18 protein-coding genes are annotated in these 18,567 nt (G+C 37.6%); 9 read left to right on the top strand and 9 right to left on the bottom strand.

Going from position 1 to position 18,567, the window contains the following annotated elements; all coding sequences use genetic code 11:
* Nucleotides 1–22: 22 nt before the first annotated feature.
* From nosZ to ABN763_RS11000, 5 genes are all read right to left on the bottom strand, one after another.
* Complete coding sequence (gene nosZ / locus ABN763_RS11020; protein ID WP_410485520.1) at nt 23–1,987, bottom strand: Sec-dependent nitrous-oxide reductase; 1,965 nt, start codon at nt 1,985–1,987, stop codon at nt 23–25.
* A gap of 39 nt (nt 1,988–2,026) precedes the next feature.
* Nucleotides 2,027–2,617, bottom strand: a complete 591-nt coding sequence (locus ABN763_RS11015) for a fasciclin domain-containing protein (RefSeq protein WP_410485519.1) — start codon at nt 2,615–2,617, stop codon at nt 2,027–2,029.
* A 6-nt stretch (nt 2,618–2,623) separates the two neighbouring features.
* Nucleotides 2,624–3,130, bottom strand: coding sequence for a cytochrome c (locus tag ABN763_RS11010; RefSeq protein ID WP_410485518.1), 507 nt, complete (start codon nt 3,128–3,130; stop codon nt 2,624–2,626).
* 275 nt (nt 3,131–3,405) lie between these two features.
* Nucleotides 3,406–3,894 (bottom strand): 6,7-dimethyl-8-ribityllumazine synthase, encoded by a 489-nt coding sequence (gene ribH / locus ABN763_RS11005; RefSeq protein WP_410485517.1) that lies wholly within the window; start codon nt 3,892–3,894, stop codon nt 3,406–3,408.
* A complete protein-coding gene (locus ABN763_RS11000; protein WP_410485516.1) occupies nt 3,894–4,664 on the bottom strand; it encodes a tetratricopeptide repeat protein in 771 nt (256 codons plus the stop codon). The genes ribH and ABN763_RS11000 overlap by 1 nt, the downstream gene beginning before the upstream one ends.
* 109 nt (nt 4,665–4,773) lie before the next feature.
* Here ABN763_RS11000 and recF point away from each other — a divergent pair, with 109 nt between their 5' ends.
* From recF to ABN763_RS10985, 3 genes are read left to right on the top strand one after another with little or no spacing between them, the layout of a single operon-like run.
* Nucleotides 4,774–5,853, top strand: coding sequence for a DNA replication/repair protein RecF (gene recF / locus ABN763_RS10995; protein ID WP_410485515.1), 1,080 nt, complete (start codon nt 4,774–4,776; stop codon nt 5,851–5,853).
* On the top strand, nt 5,850–6,284 hold the full coding sequence (locus ABN763_RS10990; RefSeq protein ID WP_410485514.1) for a hypothetical protein: 435 nt from the start codon (nt 5,850–5,852) through the stop codon (nt 6,282–6,284). Before recF ends, ABN763_RS10990 begins: the two co-directional genes overlap by 4 nt.
* Nucleotides 6,268–6,564 (top strand): DUF721 domain-containing protein, encoded by a 297-nt coding sequence (locus tag ABN763_RS10985; RefSeq protein WP_410485513.1) that lies wholly within the window; start codon nt 6,268–6,270, stop codon nt 6,562–6,564. The genes ABN763_RS10990 and ABN763_RS10985 overlap by 17 nt, the downstream gene beginning before the upstream one ends.
* A gap of 49 nt (nt 6,565–6,613) precedes the next feature.
* Here ABN763_RS10985 and ABN763_RS10980 read toward each other — a convergent pair whose 3' ends face one another.
* Nucleotides 6,614–7,033 (bottom strand): nucleoside-diphosphate kinase, encoded by a 420-nt coding sequence (locus ABN763_RS10980; protein WP_410485512.1) that lies wholly within the window; start codon nt 7,031–7,033, stop codon nt 6,614–6,616.
* Between the two features lie 125 nt (nt 7,034–7,158).
* Complete coding sequence (locus ABN763_RS10975) at nt 7,159–8,172, bottom strand: alkaline phosphatase D family protein (protein WP_410485511.1); 1,014 nt, start codon at nt 8,170–8,172, stop codon at nt 7,159–7,161.
* A 72-nt stretch (nt 8,173–8,244) separates the two neighbouring features.
* Here ABN763_RS10975 and ABN763_RS10970 point away from each other — a divergent pair, with 72 nt between their 5' ends.
* Genes ABN763_RS10970 through ABN763_RS10960 form a run of 3 tightly spaced genes read left to right on the top strand, consistent with a single transcriptional unit; the run spans nt 8,245 to nt 10,957 of the window.
* The gene (locus ABN763_RS10970) at nt 8,245–9,273 is read left to right on the top strand and encodes a DHH family phosphoesterase (protein ID WP_410485510.1); all 1,029 of its coding nucleotides are present in this window, start codon (nt 8,245–8,247) and stop codon (nt 9,271–9,273) included.
* The gene (gene gldI, locus ABN763_RS10965) at nt 9,263–9,811 is read left to right on the top strand and encodes a gliding motility-associated peptidyl-prolyl isomerase GldI (RefSeq protein ID WP_410485509.1); all 549 of its coding nucleotides are present in this window, start codon (nt 9,263–9,265) and stop codon (nt 9,809–9,811) included. The genes ABN763_RS10970 and gldI overlap by 11 nt, the downstream gene beginning before the upstream one ends.
* Before the next feature lie 24 nt (nt 9,812–9,835).
* Nucleotides 9,836–10,957, top strand: a complete 1,122-nt coding sequence (locus ABN763_RS10960) for a peptidylprolyl isomerase (protein WP_410485508.1) — start codon at nt 9,836–9,838, stop codon at nt 10,955–10,957.
* A gap of 55 nt (nt 10,958–11,012) precedes the next feature.
* Here the strand turns inward: ABN763_RS10960 and ABN763_RS10955 are convergent, their stop codons facing one another.
* The gene (locus ABN763_RS10955) at nt 11,013–12,473 is read right to left on the bottom strand and encodes an aminoacyl-histidine dipeptidase (RefSeq protein WP_410485507.1); all 1,461 of its coding nucleotides are present in this window, start codon (nt 12,471–12,473) and stop codon (nt 11,013–11,015) included.
* Nucleotides 12,474–12,560: 87 nt separating this feature from the next.
* Here ABN763_RS10955 and ABN763_RS10950 point away from each other — a divergent pair, with 87 nt between their 5' ends.
* The 3 genes from ABN763_RS10950 (at nt 12,561) to ABN763_RS10940 (ending at nt 18,131) form a co-directional block, all read left to right on the top strand.
* Nucleotides 12,561–13,628 (top strand): DUF3810 domain-containing protein, encoded by a 1,068-nt coding sequence (locus tag ABN763_RS10950; RefSeq protein ID WP_410485506.1) that lies wholly within the window; start codon nt 12,561–12,563, stop codon nt 13,626–13,628.
* 130 nt (nt 13,629–13,758) lie between these two features.
* Complete coding sequence (locus tag ABN763_RS10945; RefSeq protein WP_410485505.1) at nt 13,759–16,824, top strand: amidohydrolase family protein; 3,066 nt, start codon at nt 13,759–13,761, stop codon at nt 16,822–16,824.
* 11 nt (nt 16,825–16,835) lie between these two features.
* Nucleotides 16,836–18,131 (top strand): amidohydrolase family protein, encoded by a 1,296-nt coding sequence (locus tag ABN763_RS10940; RefSeq protein WP_410485504.1) that lies wholly within the window; start codon nt 16,836–16,838, stop codon nt 18,129–18,131.
* Between the two features lie 89 nt (nt 18,132–18,220).
* Here the strand turns inward: ABN763_RS10940 and ABN763_RS10935 are convergent, their stop codons facing one another.
* Nucleotides 18,221–18,388: a DUF6747 family protein gene (locus tag ABN763_RS10935; RefSeq protein WP_410485503.1), complete on the bottom strand. Its 168-nt coding sequence runs from the start codon at nt 18,386–18,388 to the stop codon at nt 18,221–18,223.
* Nucleotides 18,389–18,567 lie beyond the last annotated feature (179 nt).

The following is an 18,567-nucleotide window of genomic DNA, read 5'->3' as shown; positions in this document are numbered from 1 at the left end:
ATAGGCGTATACTAAGTAATACTTAATCCCCACCGAGTGACCAACTTAATTCAATACTTGAATCTGCAGGTGATACACGTACATACCCTTGCATTTCTTGGTGTAAAGCTGAGCAGAAGTCTGTACAGTAAAATGGCCATACTCCTACTTGTTTAGGTTCCCAAATAGACGTTTTAGTCTGCCCCGGCATGATAAGAATTTCGGATGTATTTTGACCAATCATTGAAAATCCGTGCGGTACGTCAAAGTCTTGCTCATGGTTGGTAATATGGAAATATACTTTATCACCTACTTTAATTCCTTCAATATTATCAGGAGTGAAGTGACTACGTATAGTCGACATATAAATATGAACATTCTTCCCTTCTCTCACCACTTTAGCCTGATCAGGACTTGTTACCGCATATGGGTGCTTATTCTCGTCTAAGCGATAGATCTTTTTGGACTTCGGAGCTAATAGCTCAGCTGGGCAACCTGCCGCGTAGTGAGGCTCACCATGGGTTGGAAAGTCATAGATCAATTCCATTTTCTCACCGGAGATATCATATATCTGTGCTGAATGTTCCATTTCAGGACCTGTGGGTAAGTATCGATCCTTGGTAATTTTGTTCATGGCAACTACATATTTGCCAAATGGTTTTCTTGAATTACCACCCGGTATCATTAAGTGACCCACAGAATAAAAAGTAGGTTGTCTATCGATTACCTCCCACGTTCCTAATTTCCATTTTACCACTTCTGATGAGATAAAAAATGTGGTGTACGCATTACCGTCACTATCAAACTCGGTATGCAATGGCCCTAAACCGCCACTTTTGACCGTTCCTGCCAGTACGTCTTCAAATTTTAGAATCGGAATACCATAAGCCTCCCCATCAAACTTTTTGCCTTCAATAGCAGCTAACATTTTATCAAATGAATGTACGGTGAGATCGGCCGACAGTTTTCCGGCTCCAATGATATATTGACCGGAAGGATCTACATCACAACCGTGAGGTGACTTTGGTGTTGGTAAAAAGAACACGGCATCTGGAACTTTAGTAGGATCTACTGTAACCACCTCTTTTTTCATGGTACTAGTACCTGTATGCGTACTTTCATCGTATACGTTATGCGCATAATTAGCTGGCATTTTGGTGCCACCACCATTGTTTACATACTCTTCTACCTTTTTCCAATTAATAGCAGCAATAAAATCTTTGTCATTTTGAGAAGCATTCACTTCCAACAAAGTACTGGCTTCCTCTGAGTTATAAGTACTAAAGAAAAACCATCCGTGCGAATCGCCTCTTCCAGGGTGTGAAAGGTCATAGTTAAACCCGGGCATTAAAACTTGAAATTTAATATCCATGTGACCATGCTCCGGCTCCACCTTGATAAAACTTAAAGCGCCTTTGAAATTGCTTTTATACTCTGCAATTGGCATATCTCTTTGTGGTACAGGAACCGAAAATCGTGTTCCAGCTACCACATACTCTGTATTTTCAGTGATGAATGAAGAGCTATGATTACCTGCGCTATTAGGGATTTCAATGATCTCTTCCGTTTCAAATGTGCTTAAACTTACTCTTGCAATTCTTGGAGTGTTGTTTCCGTTAACAAAAATCCAACGACCATCTAATTCACCATTAGTCTGAGAAATGTCCGGGTGATGCAGATCATCCCATGGTACGAAACCATGTGAAGTATTTAGCATTGGCTTAGTTTCTTCTGAATACCCATAACCAGAGGTAGGAAATTGAGAGAAAACAGGAATTTCTTTAAACATACGCCCGGAGGGCAGGCCGTAAACGGTTAGATTGCCACTGTATCCTCCAGAAAGAAACGCGTAAAACTCATCCTGTTGACCAGGAGCAACATATACCTTTTCTGCCGCACTAGAGTCTAACGCACCATTTGAAGAAGATGGGCCTTGCTGGTTGCCACATCCTGCAAATACCAGTAATAAGCCCAATAGTGACATAATATGATAACTATATTTTTTCATTGGTTTGTATTTATGATTACTAATTTGTTTCTATACTTTTCATTCTCCGTTAGGCGGTAGGATTACTTTATCTACCACGTGTACAATACCGTTGCCTGCTTTTACGCTTGCAACAATCTTTGCCCCACCTACATAAACATCATCACCTTTTACCTCTATGGTGGTATTTTGATCATTAGCTTGTCCTAGTTTTTTAAACTTTTTCAGGAAGTCCTTGCTATAGTTACCGGGTGTTACATGGTGCTTTAAAATATTGGCTAGGGCATCTTTGTTTTCTGGTTTAAGTAGGTCGGCTACCGTTCCTTCCGGGAGTGCATCAAATGCAGCATTTGTGGGAGCAAAAACCATCAACGGGCCGGCATTTACAAGTTCATTTTCAAGATCAGCAGCTTGCACTGCCGCTACTAGTGTAGTATGATCTGGTGAACCCATTGCTATTTGAAGTACATTGGGCGTCGATTCGTCATCTGCAATGAATGCTTGACCTTGTTTAGAAGTCTCCGCTGATTCCGTTACTGCGGGAGTCTCTTGTTTTTCTGTCTTGGCTCCTTGCTTACATCCAACGATTACAAAAAGCAATAAAAGCATGATGAGCACGCTCAAGAGCCAATTAGGGTGTCTTGTTTTCATATGTTATTAGTTTAAGGTTCTGAAATACTCCAGAATGTCACGCGCTTGTTCTTCGGTTATATTCTGGTTGGCCATTGCTGCCCCGTTAAATTCAACCAATAAGTCTTTTGCACATCGATCTTGTTCTACCATTAACTGAGGATCAAGAATCATATTCATGATCCACTCTGGGCTGCGCCTTTTCATAATTCCCTTTGGAGATGGGCCAATAAAACGTTTATCAGGTTTATGGCATGCAGTACAATTGGTTTTGAAGAGAGCCGCTCCGCGGGTGACCATTTCCTGATTGATCTCCGGGTCCAATGGTAGCGATTTTATCTTACCAACTCCTTTATTATCCAATGTAATTCGTTGAGATGCTGGCACTTCGTTTGTTGCAGTTTCTTGGGCTTTGACCTCAACATCTGCTTTTCGCTTTATCTGTATCTGTTCTTTCTTTTTTTCTTCTTTTCCTCCACAACTAAACATCACCAGAGTAAAAAGGAGAACAATACTTCTAAATATGAATTTCATGACTTCGGCTGATTTAAGATTTCAACCAAAAGTATATGCTGTATTAGAAGAAAGATATGACATTCGTCATAAAAAGGATAAAAAAGTCCTTTATTATGTTTCAGCCGAATTCAAGTGATAAAATAATGTCCCGATTATCAGAAATCTTTTTAGATAAAAAGCCTATTCACGACTGAAAACCGTTCTAAGAAAATAAATCTTATGAAGAGTAATCGTTGTACTTGTTAATGGAAGAAACCAAACACTTACAATAGAAGGATCATGAAATTAATAATCTAGATATTAGATCGTAATGTCGCCATCTTAATAGCAGCAATAGCAGCCTCGGTACCTTTATTACCGTGCTTTCCTCCGCTTCTATCAATGGCTTGTTGCAGATTGTTATCTGTGAGCACACAAAAGATTACAGGTGTGTCATATTCCACATTTAGGTCTTTAATACCTTGAGCTGCAGCGCTACATACAAAATCAAAGTGCTTAGTTTCACCTTGAATAACGCTTCCTATGGCAATAACGACATCAGCCTTATCGGTCTGAATCATTTTTTTACAACCATATACTAATTCAAAGCTTCCTGGAACATTCCAACGAACGATACTACTTTTTGGAACCCCATTATCTAATAGTGCTTGTTCAGCTCCTTTATACAATCCTTCGGTAATAGTATCGTTCCATTCAGAAACAACTATCCCAAACCGAAAGTCTTTCGCGTTAGGGATTGTTGCCTTATCGTAATCTGATAAATTTTTATTTGCCGTTGCCATTATTTAGTGGTTGAAGCCCGACCTATGTATACATCAATATTTCTAGCCTCAGTACTGTTCTCAAATTCCTCTTTAATTCGATTGAAAAAATCAGACGCCTTGGTAAAATCTTTTGCTTCCAAAGCAGCAATACCTGCCTTTAATAAATATTTTGGTGTTGTGAAGTCATTTGCATTATGCGCAATCGCTTTTTCATAATATTCAAGTGCATCTTTAGGCTGATTCAATTGCATAAATGCATCACCAATACTACCCTTAGCTACCGCTCCGTACACAGCATTGTCCGATGAAAAATCACTCAAATGCTCGATAGCTTTGGTGTAATCTTTTAAATTTAAGTAAGCAATCCCGGCACTGTAATTCGCTAAATTTGCTGCTTTTGTACCTGAATAGTTTTCGATAATATCGATTAGCCCAAATTTACCTTCACCGCCATTCAACGCCAAGTTAAGTAAAGAATCTTTTGCTGCTGTGCTTCCGGTCATCGCTTCCTGAAAAAATTCATTTGCCTGGTAAACTTCATTGGCAGCTTCTTTTTCTTTTGGCTTTTGAACGTATTCATTGTAACCTAAATATCCCAAAACTCCTAAGGCAATAACACCAATAAATATGAAAATATATTTTTGATTCTTAGCTACCCATGCTTCTGTCTTACCAGCCGTTTCATCAAGAGTATTGAAAACTTCGGCGGTAGTACTTTGCTCTTCAACCAAATCCTTTTGGCTCTTTGCTCTCTTATCTTTACTAGCGCGTTTTTTATACGTTGCCATTTGTCATTTTTTATGCGGGGCAAAAATATAATATTTATTGAATTTTTCGATATTTTGCAATTTATATTTGCCATCAATTAAGGCCTTCTCACATATATAAACTCATTTAATGCATCTTAAAAAGTTATCACTGATAAATTATAAGAATTTCGAATCGAAAGATTTTGAGCTTGATGCAAAGATTAATTGTATAGTTGGTAATAATGGTGTTGGCAAAACCAACGCCTTAGATGCCATTTATCATTTGGCTATGGGAAAGAGTTATTTTAATCCTGTAGCCACTCAAAATATTATGCATGGGTCTGATTTTTTTGTGATCGATGGTGAGTTTGAAAAAAATGATCGGCAAGAAAAGATTATCTGTAGTCTTAAAAAAGGAAATAAAAAGATTATCAAACGCAATGGTAAGGCTTACGAGAAATTATCTGACCACGTTGGTTTTTTACCATTGGTCATTATTTCCCCAGCAGACCGTGATTTAATTATTGAAGGCAGCGACACCAGAAGACGCTTTATAGACAGTGTAATTTCCCAGCAAAACAAACAGTATTTATCTAGCCTAATTGCCTACAACAAAGTATTACAACAACGCAATGCTTTACTTAAGTATTTTGCCGCCAATAATACATTTGATGCGAACAACCTTGACATTTACGATCAGCAATTAGATGAACTTTCGAAACCTATTTATAAGGCACGAAAAGAGTTTTTAGCCGTTTTTGTTCCTATTTTCATAGATCGCTACTTAGCTATTTCTAGTGGTAGTGAACAAGTAGGATTAACTTATAAATCGCAATTGCATGATGGTGACCTAGCCATATTGTTTAAAGAATTTTTAAACAAAGACAAAGCATTACAATATACAAGCCAGGGCATTCATAAAGACGACTTGGGTTTTGAAATAGAGGGATACCCTATAAAGAAGTTTGGGTCGCAAGGTCAACAAAAAAGTTTTTTAATTGCTTTAAAGTTGGCGCAATTTGACTTTATTAAAGAAAAAGCAGGCGTGAATCCTATTTTGTTGCTTGATGATATTTTTGATAAGCTAGATGAAGAGCGAGTTTCTCATATTGTGTCTTTAGTAAATGATGACCATTTCGGGCAAATTTTCATTTCCGACACCCATGCCGACCGGACGGAAAAAGTAGTACGTAAAACGCATCAATCATATAAAATATTCAAGCTATGAAAAGACTGTTCGTTTTGATTATTCTTGTGTTTTGTTATGGATGCTCGAAAAAATCGTCCCCAGAGGACCAAAAGCAGTGGGTTGACGGTTATTGGGAAATTGAAAAAGTGTTGTTTAAAGGAGAGAAAAAAGAATATACTATTAGTAGTACGATCGATTTTATTTATTTAGAAACCCCTACAATTGGTTATCGAAAAAAAGTAACTCCAACCTTAAATGGTAAATTCTTGAGCAACGAAAACCAATCTGCAATAGAGTTGATCATTAGAAATGATAGCTTATTTATCGTACAAAAAAACAAAATCGCTAATTGGGAAGATTATGTAAAAAAGGCTGATAGTCTGTCAATGATCCTTCAAAATGATCGAGGGTTGCAGTATTATTACAAAAGATATGAACCATTAAACCTTGGTAATGAAAAAACGCAATAGAGAAGAACAGACCATAGGTGATGTGCTTAAAGATTTTGTAAGCACCAATAAGCTTGAAAAAGGTCTTGACCAGGTACAGGTTAAAGATATTTGGACACAAATGATGGGTCAAGCGGTCGCTGCTTACACTGACGATGTGCAGCTAAAGGGAAGCACCCTGTATATTTCACTACGATCTGCACCGCTGAGAGAAGAGCTAAGCTACGGAAAACAAAAGATCATCGATATGATCAATCAAGAAATTGGTAAAAGTCTGGTTAGTAAACTGGTGTTACGATAAAAAAAGCCATCTACGTTTAGATGGCTTTTTTAAATCGAATTATAATTTCTTAGAATATCTCTCTTCCGGAAAAATGAAAAGCGCCTTCGATAGCTGCATTTTCGTCACTGTCACTACCGTGTACAGCATTTTCACCAATTGAAGTAGCGAATAATTTTCTGATGGTCCCTTCTGCTGCTTCTTCCGGATTCGTAGCACCAATCAATGCACGAAAATCATCGACTGCATTATCTTTTTCTAAAATAGCAGCTACGATCGGGCCTCTTGTCATAAATTCAACTAGCTCACCAAAAAATGGGCGCTCATTATGTACAGCGTAAAAAGCTTCCGCGTCTCTTTTACTAAGTTGAGTGAACTTCATCGCAACTATCTTAAATCCTGCTGCTGTGATTTTTTCAAGAATTGCTCCGATATGCCCATTTTCAACTGCATCGGGCTTTATCATTGTAAATGTTCTGTTTGTTGCCATTTCTACTTTTTAAAATGTGGTGCAAAAGTAATACTTTATGACAGTTTTAAAGTTGTTAAAACAAAAAGTTTCTGTAAAGAAATAGTCTGTTCAAATTACATGTGATATTTACACTAAACTCTCGGTTATTTAAAAGTCTGACTCAAGCTGTTGAGCACTTCATTGTTGTCCCCAATCATCTGCATGTTTATTGTATTCGTGCCAAAATTAAAACGAAGTACCCCAAAGCTTTCAGTATGTACAACTTCTCCAACCCTAAAGCTATTAGGTTCTCCTGAAAAGTTTTTATAGGCATGAGTTAATCCACTTGAGGTAAAATCGATCAACGGATAAGGCAGCATAATGCTTTCCTTTTTCGAAAATTCTGATATATGACGATCGCCTGATAATACAATTACTCCCCTTGCACCAGAATTGGCAATAAGATGAAACAGCATATCACGTTCAGCCGGAAAATTTGCCCAGGTTTCAAAACCGTGTTCACCACTTAATACTTGAATGCTACTTACAACAATATTGAAATTCGCTTTGCTATCTTCAAGTGTTTGCCTGAGCCATTTCCACTGCGTTGCACCCAAGATTGTTCCTTCTCCAGGCTTGTTGGGTCGGTATCTTTTTTTTCCACTAGCTTTTGTGAGTCCTGTTCTAAAATATCGTGTATCTAAAACAATAACTCGAACACTTCCCTTTTTTGTATGAAAATCTTTAAATGTATAAACCCCTTCTTGTTTTCTTCTCGCATTGTTTTTAGCTACTCCTAAAAAGTCAAGAAACAACTGCTGGCTTTCTCTTTTCATTTTGTATTCAACGCCACCATCATTTTTTCCATAATCATGATCATCCCAGGTTCCCATTATCGGGGTCATTGATCGTAACTTTTTATATCCATCTATTCCCAATTGTAGGTTATAATTTGACCGTAACACCGACATGTCATACGTATCGGAATAAATGTTATCTCCGCCCCATATCCATACATCCGGTTGTACCTGTACAATATCATCCCATAAATTATTGGTCCTGATTTGATTGTTACAAGAGCCAAATGCCACGGTAAAGTCAAATTTTTCTTTCTGTGCATTTATCAAACTACATTTAATAAATAGTAACAAAATAAGTGGTAGATAGATGCGTTTCATTGCTATCGAGTTTACTTCCAAAATTAGCATATTAAAGGTTAAGCGTGTATTAAATTTGTATATTAGCCCCTTATGGATAAAAACCAGCTAGAAGCCCTTAAAAACCTGCTAAGTTCACCGCAAAAGGTGGTAATCATTCCGCATAAAAATCCAGATGGTGATGCTATCGGTTCGACTTTAGGACTTGCATTATACTTAGAAAAGTTAGGGCATAGTTGTCATGTGATTGCACCTAATGATTATCCTAAATTTCTGAAATGGATGCCGACGGAGGAGCGAATTATCAAATATGATCAGACGATGAAACACGCTATTGACCTCATTAATGATGCTACTTTGATTTTCACGTTAGATTTTAATCACTTGAGTCGTATTGGCGCTATGGGCGAAGATGTGGAAGAAGCAAAAGCCCCATGTGTTATGATTGATCATCATCAGCAACCAGCAGACTACGCCACCTATATGTATAGTGATACCACCATGTCCTCAACTTGTGAAATGGTATACCACTTTATTAATATGCTGGGAGACATCAAATTAATCGATCAAAATATTGCTTCCTGTTTGTATACGGGAATTATGACCGACACCGGCTCATTTAAATTTGCTTCAACTACTGGAACCACGCATCGTGTCGCGGCCGCTCTGCTTGATACCGGTATTGATGGTTTTAAGATTCATTCGAAAATTGCCGATACCAATAGCACAAATCGCATGAAGCTATTGGGTTGCGCATTGAAGAATTTGGTAGTACTTGAAGATTATAAAACTGCATTTATATCACTTTCAAAAGAAGAATTAAATGCCCATGACTTTAAAAAAGGTGATACTGAAGGTTTTGTAAATTATGGCTTATCCCTAGAAGGAATTGTGTTTGCAGTCATTTTTATTGAAGACTTACAAGATAATTTTATAAAGCTTTCATTGCGATCAAAAGGAGATTTTTCTGTAAATCAATTTGCTCGCAACCATTTTAATGGAGGCGGCCATGATAACGCAGCAGGTGGTCGAAGTGATCACACTATGGAAGCAACTATTGAAAAGTTTAAAGCCATTTTACCTGATTATAAAACCCAATTATACGAGGCCTATGAAGACTAGATTGATTGTTTTTATAATCATGGTTGCGCTAACACTCTCATGTAGTAAGCCTATTCCAAGAAAGCCAATTTCAATATCAAGTGGATCTTTTTTGAAGGAGTCCGTTGAACGAAATAAAAAGTTAGTGGCTAAAGAAGAAGCCCTTATTAAAAGTATCATTAAACAAGATAGTTTAAACGACTACATTGCTTCAGAGAATGGATATTGGTATTATTATAAAACGAAAAGTAATGTGGTTTCCAAACTACCAACATTCGGGGATAAAGTAACCTTTGATTACGAACTGCGTAGCTTAAATAACGAAGTGATTTATTCGAAGGAAGAACTTGGTCAGCAAGAATATTATGTTGATAAACAAAATATCATAGAAGGATTGCGAAGTGGCATTAAGCTGATGAAAGCTAATGAAGAAATTATATTTCTATTTCCTTCAAACCAAGTATACGGCTATCATGGAGACAATAAGAAAATAACTACGAACACTCCTGTGAAAGCAATTGTAAGTGTACATAGTATTGAACAGGAAAAAACTGAATAAAAACCAAATTTTAATATTACATAAATGAAAACAGTAAACCATATTATTCTATTAGTAGCCTTATTGGTTGTAGGATGCAAATCGGCCAAATATCAAGATCTTGATGATGGTTTGTACGCTGACATGCAAACTACTAAAGGTGACATTCTTTTGAAATTAGAATACCAAAAAGTACCTAAAACAGTGGCTAATTTTGTTTCACTGGCTGAGGGAAATAATCCTGCTGTAGCCGATAAGTTTAAAGGAAAACCCTTTTACGACAGCTTAACATTTCATAGGGTTATGAAAGACTTTATGATACAAGGTGGTGACCCTAACGGTAATGGCTCTGGTAACCCGGGATACCGATTCGGAGATGAATTTCACCCTGACTTAAAACACGGCGGCAAAGGAGTGTTATCAATGGCTAATGGCGGTCCCGACAGCAATGGGAGTCAATTTTTTATAACACACAAGGCAACTCCTTGGCTAGATAACGTTCATACTGTTTTTGGTGAGGTTGTTAAGGGTATTGCTGTTGTAGACAGTATTGCTGCAACAGAGGTAAGCAATACGAAACCTACAACCCCTATGGTAATAAACAAAGTAGAGATCATTAAGGTTGGTAGTGATGCTAAAAACTTTGATGCGGCTGAAGTTTTTACCCAAGCCTTAGAAGATGAGAAAAAAGAAAAGGAGGCGGTCGCAGCGAAAATCACAAAGGCAAAATCTGATTTTTTAGCTACCCTTGCTAAGCAAGAAAAAACCGCAAAAACATTCCCTTCTGGTCTAAAAGTAGTCTCACTTGTCAACGGTGGGGGCGAAAAACCTAAAGTAGGTGGGCCACGAGTAATGGTTAACTACGTGGGTTGGTTAGCTAAAGACGCTACCCTTTTTGATACTAACGTTACTGAAGCTGCTGAAGAATTTGGCGTTGCAAAACAGATTAGACATCCAATGACTCCGTTCCCAATGGAATATAGTCCTGAAGCACAGTTAGCTGCTGGATTTAGAGAAGCGTTATTATCGATGAAGGTCGGTGATAAAGTTCGCGCGATTATTCCACCACATTTAGGATACGGCGATAACAACTACGGCCCTATACCAGGTGGATCGACTTTAGTTTTCGATCTGGAAATTCTCGGATTCGAAAATGAGCCAGAATAACATTTAGTTTGCAACACAAATAAAAAAGGTGCTGAAATAGCACCTTTTTTAATGTTTATTTTCCAGGAATATTCTTTAAAATCTCTAGCACAAACTTCCAGTACTTTTTAACTGAAGAAATGCTTGCCCGTTCATCAGGTGAATGCGCACCTTTAATAGTTGGTCCGAAAGACACCATATCCATATCCGGGTAGTTTTGGCCTAAAATACCACATTCCAAGCCCGCATGACAAGCAGCAACATTTGGTTTTTCTCCATTAAGTTCTTCATAAAGCTTCGACATTATTTTTAGTATTGGAGAGTTCATATTGGGTGTCCACCCTGGATAGTCCCCAGAAAATTCAACCTCGCACCCAACTAATTCAAAAGTTGCTCTTAGACTATTTGCCAAATCGATTTTCGAGCTTTCAACCGATGATCTTGTCAAACATCCTATTTGAATAGCACCTTTGTTTATCTGGACTCTTGCTATATTATTACTAGTTTCAACTAGGTCCGGTATATCAGCACTCATTCGATACACTCCATTTTGGGCTGCATATAGCGCTTTGATGATACCCTCTTGAATACCGAGTTCCATTACTTGGTCTGTAGCATCGTTTTCTTCCAATACAATTTCTAACTCGGGTTCCATCGCCTGAAGTTCTTTTTTAATCTGATCAGCCTGTTGTTTCATCTCAAATTGGAAAGAAGACCGATGCATTTTATCAACAACTACCAAAGCAACAGCTTCTCTAGGAATGGCGTTGCGTAAGCTACCGCCATCAAATGACTGAACTCGCAATCCGAAATTCTCAAAACCATCAAATAATAAGCGAGTCATGATCTTGTTTGCATTGCCAAGCCCTTTATGAATATCCATCCCAGAATGACCTCCTTGCAAACCTTTAACTGTTATCTTAAAACCAATGGTGTTTTCGGGTTTTTCTTCAGTCTCATAATCTTTTGTTGCTGTTACATCAATACCGCCTGCACAGCCTACACCTATTTCATCATCTTCTTCTGTATCTAGATTAAGTAGGATCTCACCGTTTAACAAACCTCCTTTTAATTCAAAAGCACCTGTCATCCCTGTTTCTTCATCAATAGTAAACAACGCTTCAATAGCCGGATGCTCAATATCGGCACTCTCTAAAACTGCCATAATAGTTGCGACACCCAAGCCATTGTCTGCACCTAAGGTCGTCCCTCTCGCTTTCACCCAATCACCTTCAATAAACATATCGATCCCTTGCGTATCAAAATCGAATATAGTATCATTATTTTTTTGATGTACCATATCCAAATGCGATTGCATGACCACCATTTTCCTATCATCCATACCAGGGGTAGCCGGTTTGCGTATGATTACATTTCCAGCATGGTCGACTACTGTTTCAAGCTTCAACTGTTCCCCAAAATTTTTAATAAAAGCAATAACGCGTTCCTCTTTTTTGGAAGCACGTGGGACAGCATTTAATTTTGAAAAATTGCTCCATATTTCTGTGGGTTCTAGTTGTATTATTTCAGAATTCATATTTTTATGCTTTGCTAACTTTAATATACCGAGTTGCAAAAATATTGAATACGCCCTCATAAATCGATAAAAACCTATTTTAGCTACATGCAAAAAAAGACCAAGATCATTATTGCGCTATCTATTATTCCGCAAGTGATCATTGTGAAAACATTAGCTCGTTTCCCTGAATTTGTAGAAAAGTACTACAGCCAAGGCCTTTATCCATTCATCTCTAAGCTGTTTCGATATTTGCTTGGTTGGCTTCCTTTCTCTTTTGGTGATATATTATATGCGCTTGCCATCGTAATGATTGTTCGATTTTTGATCAAAAATGGCAAGAAATTCTTTTCGTCAACTCGGGCATTTTTTACTGATGTATTTGTTGGAGTGTCATTAGTTTATTTCATTTTTCATTTGCTTTGGGGAATGAATTATTACAGACTTCCTCTGTATAAATCATTGGGAATTAGCCCCCAATACACTACCGAAGAATTATTGGCTTTTACCGATATTTTGATCGAAAAGAATAATACCCTGCATACAAGTATTACCAAAAATGATACGATTCCTGTTAAGATTCCGCATTCCTTATCTGAAGTGTTTAAAAAAACTCCCGAAGGCTATGCTGTTTTAAGTAAGAAATATCCACAGCTTGAATACAAACCTAAGAGTATAAAAAAATCATTATTTAGTTACCCCTTAACGTACATGGGATTTAGTGGATATTTAAATCCATTCACTCAAGAAGGTCATGTAGATTATATGATACCGGGACATAAGTTTCCGACAACCAGTTGTCATGAAGAAGCCCACCAACTAGGATATAGTGCAGAAAACGAAGCAAACTTCTTAGGTTATTTGGCGTCGATTAATAATAAGGATCAATATTTTAAATACTCAGGTTATACTTTTGCCTTAAGGCATTGTTTGAATGAAATTAGCCGACGAGAGCCTGAACTTATTGATTCATATTTGGAAAAAGTAAATCCGGGAATTCTCAAAAACTATGAAGAGGCAAGGATGTTTTGGCGCAATCATCAAAACGTATTCGAACCGCTTTTTAAACTCACGTTTAATACCTACTTAAAAGCTAATAGCCAATCAGCCGGGATAAAGAGTTACAATCATGTAGTAGCGCTTTTGGTAAATTATTATAAAACGGAACCTTTATAGGCGATATTTTCATTGAGTTCTTCAATACACAAGTCGGTTGCTAAACGTTAAAATTCTTCATTTCGCCATCACTTTATTAAGCTTATGTTAACTTTAAGCTCGATAGATTAACAAATTCAACAACCAACCTATGAAACAAAAGCTCTTGCTGCTTAGCTTTTTGCTATGCAGTATTTCGATGTTTTCGCAAGACTACTTTCCAAAAAATGACGGAGTAAAAACTGCGAATAACAATTACACCGCATTTACCAATGCTACCATTTATGTTACACCTACTCAAGTAGTAAATAACGGTACACTCCTTATACAAAATGGAAAAGTGGTAAACGTTGGATCTTCAGTTAGTATTCCTAAAAACGCAACGATTATCAATCTTGAAGGAAAACATATTTACCCTTCTTTTATTGATATGTATAGTAGTTTTGGCATTGCCAAGCCCAAAAGAGCTAGCGGTAATGGCCGTAGTGCCCAATATCATGGAAGTCGAGAAGGTTTTTATTGGAATGATCATATTATGCCAGAAACACATGGTATATCTTCCTTTAAATTTGACAGCAAAAAAGCGGGAGAACTTGTAAAAGCTGGTTTTGGTGCTGTAAACACCCATATGGAAGATGGTATTATGAGAGGAACTAGCATGTTAGTTACCTTAAATGAGACTGATGGTGACGAAACCCGTATTTTAGATCAGGACGCCGCCAATCACCTATCGTTTAGGAAAAGTGTGGCTTCAAGACAAAGTTACCCTACCTCCATCATGGGTTCTATGGCATTGATACGCCAGGTGTATCACGATTCCAAATGGTATGCAAGTGGAAATAGTGATACGAAAGATAGGTCGTTAGAAGCTGTTGCCAAAAACATGAACTTACCGCAAATTATAGATGCAAGAAGTGCTGCGAATGCCTTAAGGGCGGATAAAATTGCAAATGAATTTGGCATCAACTATATCATTAAAGGTGGCGGTGACGAATACGCTAGTATTGATGCGATAAAAAGAACAAATGCCAGCTTTATTATTCCTATAAAGTTTCCAGCTGCCTATGATGTTAGTGACCCTTATGCTGCTTCGATGGTAGAATTAAGCCAGATGAAACATTGGAATCATGCACCCACTAATCCAAGTGTTTTGGCAAAAAATGGGATTCCCTTTGCATTAACCACTGCCGAATTAAAATCGACTAAAGATTTTAAATCGAACTTAATGAAAGCCATTAAGTATGGTTTAGATGAAACTAAAGCATTAGAAGCATTAACCACGGTCCCAGCAAGACTTCTTGGAAAAAGTAACATGATCGGTTCGCTCAACAAAGGAGCTATCGCGAACTTTTTAATCACTTCTGGAGATATTTTCAACAAAAAAACAACCCTCTATGAAAATTGGGTTCAAGGCAACAAAAATGTCGTTAATGATATGAACGTAAAAGACATTCGTGGAGATTATGATCTTAATATTGTTGGCAACACCTATAGTCTGAAACTTTCTGGAGAGTTATCAAAACTAAAATCAGAGATAAAAAAGGACACCCTTAAATTGGCTTCTAAAGTAAAATATAAAGACGGATGGCTCAACCTGTTTTATATTCCTGCGGATGAAAAAGAAGAGCGTTTTGTACGTTTAACTGCCGCTATAGGAAATTCTGACAATTTATCTGGTAACGGTACCTTGGCCAGCGGTGCGATAACTAAATGGACTGCCAATAAATCGGCAGATGCAAAAGAAGACGATACAGGAGGAAAAGATGGAAAAAGTGGCAAGCATGGAGAAAATGGTGGCGAAGGAGGTAAAGGAGGCAAAGCCGGTAAAAGTGGTGATGACGATCCTGTTTTACTACCACTTACCTATCCTAACAACGCATTTGGTTTTAAAACAAAACCTACTGCTGAAAACCTATTATTTAAAAATGCAACTGTATGGACTAATGAATCAGAAGGCATCATGCAGAATGCTGATGTTTTGGTAAAAAATGGCCGTATTGCCAAGGTTGGAAAAAACCTTAGCGATCCTAGTGCAAAAGTAATAGATGCTACCGGAAAGCACTTAACATCTGGAGTTATTGATGAGCACAGTCACATTGCTGCAGCATCTATTAATGAAGCAGGACACAATAACTCTGCTGAAGTTACTATTGAAGATGTTGTGGAAGCTGATGACATTGGAATTTATAGAAACTTATCCGGAGGTGTTACCACCATTCAAATATTACATGGGTCGGCTAACCCAATTGGTGGGCGTTCTGCAATCATAAAGCTTAAATGGGGTGAAGATGCAGACGGTTTGCTATTTAAAGGTGCTCCTAAATACATAAAATTCGCGTTAGGGGAAAATGTTAAGCAAAGTAACTGGAATAGCTTTTCTCGATTCCCACAGACACGTATGGGTGTTGAACAGGTCTTTGTAGATAACTTTACTAGAGCAAGAGAATATGAAGCCGAATGGAAAGCGTATAATAGCCTTTCTAAAAAATCGAAATCGAGAGCTAAGGCACCACGCTATGATATTGAAATGGAAACCATGGTCGAAATTCTAAATAAAGAACGATTCATCTCATGCCATTCCTATGTACAATCTGAAATTAATATGTTAATGAAGGTAGCAGAGCAATTTGATTTTAGAATACAAACATTTACGCATATTTTGGAAGGCTATAAGGTAGCTGATAAAATGAAAGAGCACGGTGTTGGCGGTTCTACCTTCTCAGATTGGTGGGCTTATAAGTACGAAGTAAACGATGCTATACCATACAACGGGGCCATTATGAATAGTGTAGGCGTTTTAACGGCATTTAATTCCGATGATGCTGAAATGTCTAGAAGATTAAACCAGGAAGCTGCAAAGGCTATAAAATACGGTGGCGTTTCTGAGGAAGAAGCATGGAAGTTTGTTACCCTTAATCCTGCTAAAATGTTGCAAATAGATGATAAAGTTGGGAGTATTAAAGTAGGCAAACATGCTGATCTTGTGTTATGGAGTGATCATCCGATGTCTATCTATGCAAAAGCAGAAAAAACCATCATTGAAGGGGTAACCTATTTCGATTCGGGTCGAGACCAGCAACTAAATAAGGATATTGCAAAAGAGCGTAATATGCTTATTAATATGATGCTGAAAGCAAAAAATAGTGGAATGAAAACGCAGCCTCCTAAGAAAATAGTGAAGGAAGATTTTCACTGTGATACTGTCGAACAATTTTAATACGAAGCAAGATGAAAAATTTATATAAAAGCTTATTAGTCTCGATGTTTGCAGTATCAGCGGTTGTTGCCCAGCAAACTCCGGCATCGAAGCAAAACGAAACAATAACCATTACCGGTGCCACAGCGCACATAGGCAATGGTCAGGTTATAGAGAACAGCATAATCGTTTTTAAAGAGGGTACATTAACCTATGTTGGCACCCAGTCGCAAAATACTGGAGGTAAAACAATTGATGCAAGTGGTAAGCATGTTTACCCTGGATTTATTGTACCTAATGCCTCTTTGGGTTTATCAGAAATCGATGCTGTAAGACCCACCCGTGATTTTGACGAAATAGGCGAAATCATCCCCCATGTAAAAGCAAAAATAGCTTATAATGCTGAATCAAAAGTGGTAGAAAGTATGCGCCCTAATGGTGTATTGTTAGCTCAAATAACCCCTCGTGGTGGTACAATTTCAGGAACATCGTCGGTAATGCAGCTAGATGCCTGGAACTGGGAAGACGCGGTTGTAAAAGCAGATGATGGGATTCATTTGAACTGGCCAAGCAGCTTCACCTATGGACGCTGGTGGCTTGGAGAAGAGCCAGGAGCTAAGCCCGACAAAAAATACATGGATAATGTTGGCAAGATCAAGAACTTTATGCTGGAAGCAAAAGCCTACTTAAATGGCGAACAGTCTAAAAAGAACCTACCTTATGACGCTGTAAAAGGCTTGTATAATGGTTCTCAAAAACTCTTTGTTCACACAAGCGGTAAAAAGGAGATTGTAGATGCCATAAACTTTGCCACTTCACAAGGGATTAAAATGGTGCTTGTTCATGGCGACCAAGCGCATTTGGTAGCTGATGAGCTGGTAAAACACAAGATTCCAGTTGTTTTAGATCGGTCACACCGTAATCCAAATATGGATGACGAAGATGTTCGGTTAGCCTATAAAATGGCAAAAATACTCATTGATAAGGGTATCATGGTCACAATAGGAATGGAAGGACAAATGGAACGCATGAATACACGAAATATTCCATTTTATGCTGGCACCTATGCGGCATACGGTGTACCTAAAGAAGAAGCTGTAAAAATGATTACACTCAATGCGGCAAAAGTACTTGGTATTGATACTGATTTTGGAAGTCTTGAAGTGGGAAAAAGTGCTACCCTGTTTATTAGTGAAGGTGATGCCTTAGACATGCGTACTAACTTAATTAGTCATGCATTTATTCAAGGTCGTGAATTAAGTTTAGAAACACATCAAACCAAATTGTGGAAACGCTACATGAACAAATATCATGGAAGTGGTAAATAATAAATTCTGATTTAAAAAGAAACAAGCGGCTTGATAAGGATTTATCCTTTTCAGGCCACTTGTTTTTGCAAACTAGTATTATGGTACCTCTAGATTGTAAAAAATCCGGAGGTTATTCTAAAAACAAATGCTAAAAAACCCAAAGCAATCATTCCTAAAGCGAACCAGGTTAAGGACTTTAATACAACCAACTGTATAAACTGTATCTTTTTGAACGCTTGAGCGTACAGGTCTCTAAAAAGTAAAATTGTTGTCATAATCTATTGTATTTATTGTTGTTATAGTGTCTATTAAAATACAATAGGTCATTGGCTGGTCAAAGATGCAATCTCTTTATAGCCTAACAAAGTGAAAACAAAAAATAATCGACGAGCTTAAGTATAAAAGCTCCTAAAAGATATAAATGTTAAAATTTTAACATTCTATTTTAAGATTT

It is taken from the genome of Spongiivirga sp. MCCC 1A20706, from assembly GCF_046524175.1.
Taxonomy (GTDB): domain Bacteria; phylum Bacteroidota; class Bacteroidia; order Flavobacteriales; family Flavobacteriaceae; genus Spongiivirga.
This window is presented reverse-complemented; position numbering and strand designations above follow the sequence as displayed.